Annotated in this window: 4 protein-coding genes; 2 read left to right on the top strand and 2 right to left on the bottom strand. The window is 37.0% G+C overall.

Going from position 1 to position 3,645, the window contains the following annotated elements; translation table 11 throughout:
* Positions 1-420 precede the first annotated feature (420 nt).
* Positions 421-1,161, top strand: coding sequence for a type I methionyl aminopeptidase (gene map / locus AKG34_RS11855; RefSeq protein WP_053346255.1), 741 nt, complete (start codon positions 421-423; stop codon positions 1,159-1,161).
* A gap of 272 nt (positions 1,162-1,433) precedes the next feature.
* Complete coding sequence (locus AKG34_RS11850) at positions 1,434-1,727, top strand: antibiotic biosynthesis monooxygenase family protein (RefSeq protein WP_053346254.1); 294 nt, start codon at positions 1,434-1,436, stop codon at positions 1,725-1,727.
* Positions 1,728-2,396: 669 nt separating this feature from the next.
* On the opposite strand, the gene AKG34_RS28915 is transcribed toward AKG34_RS11850, so the two are convergent.
* The gene (locus tag AKG34_RS28915) at positions 2,397-2,675 is read right to left on the bottom strand and encodes a hypothetical protein (RefSeq protein ID WP_236694936.1); all 279 of its coding nucleotides are present in this window, start codon (positions 2,673-2,675) and stop codon (positions 2,397-2,399) included.
* A gap of 5 nt (positions 2,676-2,680) precedes the next feature.
* Positions 2,681-3,628 carry an IS110 family RNA-guided transposase gene (locus AKG34_RS11840; RefSeq protein ID WP_236694935.1) on the bottom strand — a complete coding sequence of 316 codons (948 nt, stop codon included), beginning with the start codon at positions 3,626-3,628 and terminating at the stop codon, positions 2,681-2,683.
* Between the last annotated feature and the right edge of the window lie 17 nt (positions 3,629-3,645).

Below are 3,645 nucleotides of genomic sequence, written 5' to 3'. Positions count from 1 at the left end.
GTTATTGGCGCATAGCGCATAGTCCTATTCTAGACAAAACCCTTAATAATGTTTATTGGCTCCATCATGGGTTAGTAAATCTATATGAACGATATACAAAACTACGTCAGACTTAAACTGAACCGCCGTATACCGAACGGTATGTACGGTGGTGTGAGAGGTCGGAGGCTAGGCGCCTCCTCCTACTCGATCTGTGGAACTATCGGGGCAGCTTAATAAGAAAAGTGGAAGGTAAATCCAATTAATAGTATAGTCATATGTACTAGATCCTTTTTGTGGTCTATTTCTTGATCGAAGAAAAATTCAGTTGAGGGGTATTGTACCAAATAATTTACATTGCTTTTATTTTTCGAGAAAATAAAGGTACAATTAATACTTATATAGTTTATTGATGATAAAAGATAATGAGGTAGGAAAAAAATGATTGCAAAAACAGAAGAAGATTTTAATGGTTTGAAGGAAATTGGCAAAATTATTGCCTCCATTAGAGATGAATTGGTTCAAAGAACAATTCCTGGCATAACGACCAAAGAACTTGATGATTTAGCCGGAGAACTTTTAGAAAAAGCAGGTGCAGTTTCAGCTCCAAAAGGTGAATATGATTTTCCTGGCTATACTTGCATTAGTCTTAATGAAGAAGTGGCACATGGTATTCCGGGTCATCGGGTTATTCATGAAGGGGATCTAGTAAATATAGATGTATCTGCTTCAAAGAACGGTTATTTCGCAGATACAGGAATCTCATTTGTAGTAGGAGAAGGAGAAGAAGTATTAACGAAAATATGCGACGTTGCTAAAAAGGCATTTGAAGCAGGTCTAAAGAAAGCAAAACCCGGTTCCAAAAAAAGTAGAATCGGAAAAGCAGTATTCGAAACAGCGAGACAGCATGGATTCACTGTTATCAAAAACCTTACAGGACATGGTGTTGGACGTAGAATACACGAAGCACCTGACCATATTTGTAATTATAATGATCCATGGGATAATGAAATATTAAAGGAAGGGATGGTTATCGCATTCGAACCATTTATCTCAACCTTTGAAGAAGAAGTATTCCAAAAAGAAGACGGTTGGACCTATGCTACAGAAAAAAGCTATGTAGCACAATTGGAACATACGATTATCCTTACTAAAAATGGTCCGATCATTGTCACACTTTAATTCAAGCATAGACGGAAAAGACTCGTATAAATATAAGTAGTTCGCATACCGTGTAGGAAACTTAAATGGAGTAACATATAAATTCGTAACAGTTTTAAAGAATGCTCGCATCTAAAAAAGAAGGATTCGATTGATGTATCCCACATCAACCCACTTAAAATAAGGGAGTTGCTTTAGCAGCTCTTTTTCTTTTGGAGCTAAAGGGGCAGGTTTGTTCAACAAAAAGTCATTTAAAAAGAGTAATGTTATACTTTTGAAAAGGGGGAAATTAAATGATATTGGAAGCTGTTATGCTACAAGTTAAGGAAGGTATGGAAGCAGAATATGAAGAAGCATTTCGTGGGGCATCAGAAATTATTTCTTCAATGAAAGGGTACATATCTCACGAATTACAGCGTTGTATGGAAGTTGAGGGGAAATATTTACTACTGGTGCAGTGGGAAACATTAGAAGACCATACAGTTGGATTTAGACAATCCAACGAGTATCAAGAATGGAAAAAGAAATTACATAATTTTTATGACCCATTTCCAACAGTTGAACATTTTGAGAAGGTTAAACTTTAATAGTTGTTCTTGAACTAACAGGTGCTTTAGTTTTAGAACAAGAGTTGCTACGACAACTTTTTAAGGGCGAACGGATGATTAAATAAAGAGAGTTATTACCCTCTTTATTTAATATCCTTTAAGAATTCTTCTAAGGAATCATATAATACAGATGGTTTCCATTCGCCCATGCCGTGTTCAGCAGTCAGAACAGGATAATTTTTATTATGTATATCCACAAATATTTGGTCTTCTAAATCTTCATCGTAACCTATAACAAACCAACTTTCTTTCCAATCGCATTCGCCACTGCCTACAAAGGAGTTACCTTCCTCATCTTCTCTATATCCTAGTTGTCCTTCTTCAAATTCATCTTTGGAAAACAGATGAAAAGAAACGGAGATCGTTTCCTCTTCTACGCCCTCAAAATTTATTTCAATCTCATTAGTTTTGAGTGCTTCAAATCTTCTCTAAATCTTGATTTAACAATTTCCTTACCTCCCTTTTGACACATTGTCTATTTTAACTATATCTTTTTCTTCAACTAACAGGTGCTTTACTTCAATAAGGGAGTTGCTTTGGCATCTTTTTTTGTATGAAAACATATTCGTGAAAGGCCATACTAAAATAAGCCCACCATATTCTAATTTTTTGAAGGACGTAAATGTACTATGTCGTTATTTTAACTGGTTATGCAGTTTGTTGTTCTGATGGATCGATTGTATAGCCTTTCTTTTTTAGGTATTCGATCATTTTTAATTCTTTGTTCATTTGTTTTTCTTCAAGGTAATTTGAGCCTAGTTCATGATAGGGTTCTCCTGTTTTTAAGATGTTGTAAGCAATCGTCAATAGTAAATGAGCAGAAGCAATTCGTCCCTTCATTTTCCCCTGTCGTTTGGTAATCCTTTTTCGATGTGAAGCCATTCGATTATTTTGCCTTGAGGTTGCCAGTACACACTCTACGGCCATCGTTTTTAATGCTTTGTTACCTTGTGTGGTTTTACTCGTTTTTTTTTACCAGCACTTTCGTAATTTCCGGGACTCACACCAGCCCAAGAGGCAAGATGTTTAGCTGACTTAAATACGGACATATCAACGCCCATCTCTGCAATAAAAGTAGCTGCGGCAGCTTTGCTCACACCAGGTATTCCATCCAATAATTCTACTTCCTTACGATAGGGGGACAGGAGTTGATCGATTTGTTTTTCCAATTCTTCTATGGCTTTTTCTAAATAACTCATATGCTCCCAATGGTAACGCAACATATCACGATGATGACGGCGAATACGGCCATTAATTGCACTGGCAATGTCAGTAATACTTGCTTTTGTTCGCCAATCCACCATTTTTCGAAGACCATCGGTCTCTATTTTTTCACCGTTTAGAATCGCTTCAAGGATACGGCGTCCCGATACACCAAAAATGTCTGATAATACGGATGTTAGCTTGATATTAGCATCTTGAAGAATTTTGTGAATGCGATTCTGCTCTGAAGTGCGATGATGAATCAATTTTTTTCGATAACGAGTAAGATCTCGTAAATCACGAATATCCTCCGGTGGAACAAAATTGCTTTCAATAAGTCCACATCTTAGAAGCTTGGCAAGCCATTCGGCATCTTTCACATCCGTTTTACGCCCAGGAACATTTTTGACATGTCTGGCATTGGCAAGAACAAGGTGAAAAGAACCTTCGAGTATATTCCATATTGGTTTCCAATAGACTCCGGTACTTTCCATCACAACATCGGATACCTGAAGGGTAGCTAGCCAATCACTTAAAGCCAAGAGTCCCGTTGTTGTAGTTGAAAACGTTTCAATAGAGGTTTTTGGCTTTTTATCTAATGGACCAAATAGTACACAGGCTACTACTGTTTCTTGGTGTACATCTAGGCCAGCACACCGTTCAATCATTGCTTCCATAGGAGAATCACCTCAAA

This window comes from Peribacillus butanolivorans, assembly GCF_001273755.1.
Taxonomy (GTDB): Bacteria; Bacillota; Bacilli; order Bacillales; family DSM-1321; genus Peribacillus; species Peribacillus butanolivorans.
This window is presented reverse-complemented; position numbering and strand designations above follow the sequence as displayed.

Excerpts from the sequence above, each read along its gene's own strand:
- AKG34_RS11850 (WP_053346254.1), top strand. The coding sequence starts at position 1,434 with ATGATATTGGAAGCTGTTATGCTACAAGTTAAGGAAGGTATGGAAGCA.
- map (WP_053346255.1), top strand. The coding sequence starts at position 421 with ATGATTGCAAAAACAGAAGAAGATTTTAATGGTTTGAAGGAAATTGGC.
- AKG34_RS11840 (WP_236694935.1), bottom strand. The coding sequence starts at position 3,628 with ATGGAAGCAATGATTGAACGGTGTGCTGGCCTAGATGTACACCAAGAA.
- AKG34_RS28915 (WP_236694936.1), bottom strand. The coding sequence starts at position 2,675 with ATGGCCGTAGAGTGTGTACTGGCAACCTCAAGGCAAAATAATCGAATG.